This window comes from Acinetobacter endophylla, from assembly GCF_053543775.1.
The window spans coordinates 1-764 of record NZ_JBLVOM010000306.1; the positions used below are offsets into that span (position 1 = coordinate 1).

Sequence of the window (764 nt, forward strand, 5' to 3'; positions counted from 1 at the left end):
GGACGCACCAAAGCGCCTGAAGAGCTTACCGAGGCAGATCGCCACAGACTCGCTATGAAAAAGCTGGAGTATGAGAATGAACGGCTGCGTGCGGAGAATGCCTTCCTAAAAAAGTTGAAGGAACTCGAAAGGAGGGAGCGTTAAGTTTCTGCCGGCAGGAGAACATTTACCTGGCCATTCAAGCGGTACAGCAAGAGGAATCCTGCTCTACTCAGCTATTGTGTGACATTGCAGGGATTTCTCGGTCAAGTTACTATAAATGGCTAAACCGCAAACCAAGTAGCCGAGAGGTTGACAATGAGAAGCTCACACAGGCCATGATCTGCTTGTACGAGAAGGTGGAACGCATCTTTGGGTATCGTCAATTAACGCTGCATTTGCGCAGACAAATGAACCAACCCATTAACGCGAAGCGAGTGTACCGTCTCATGAGGCTCCAAGGCATCCAGTCCGTCATCCGCAGAAAGAGGAAGAAGTATGTAGGCTCTACGCCTCAGCAGGTTGCAGAGAATGTGCTGAACCGTGAATTCCATGCCGAAGCGCCAAACCAAAAATGGGTCACAGACGTCACGGAATTCAAGTACGGGAACGGAAAGAAGGCCTATTTGAGCGCCATATTAGACCTGCACGACAAGTCCATTGTTTCCTATGTATTGGGGCATTCCAATAATAACGCACTCGTCTTTGAGACGTTTAATCTCGCCGTAGAGGTGGCACCAGAGAGCCACCCACTACTCCACAGCGACCGTGGGTTCCAGTATACA

General features: G+C 49.9%; 1 protein-coding gene. It reads left to right on the plus strand.

The features are described 5' to 3' along the window. Positions 1-176: 176 nt before the first annotated feature. A partial coding sequence (locus ACNPNW_RS16430) for an IS3 family transposase (protein WP_448767206.1) occupies positions 177-764 on the plus strand: 588 nt, incomplete at its 3' end.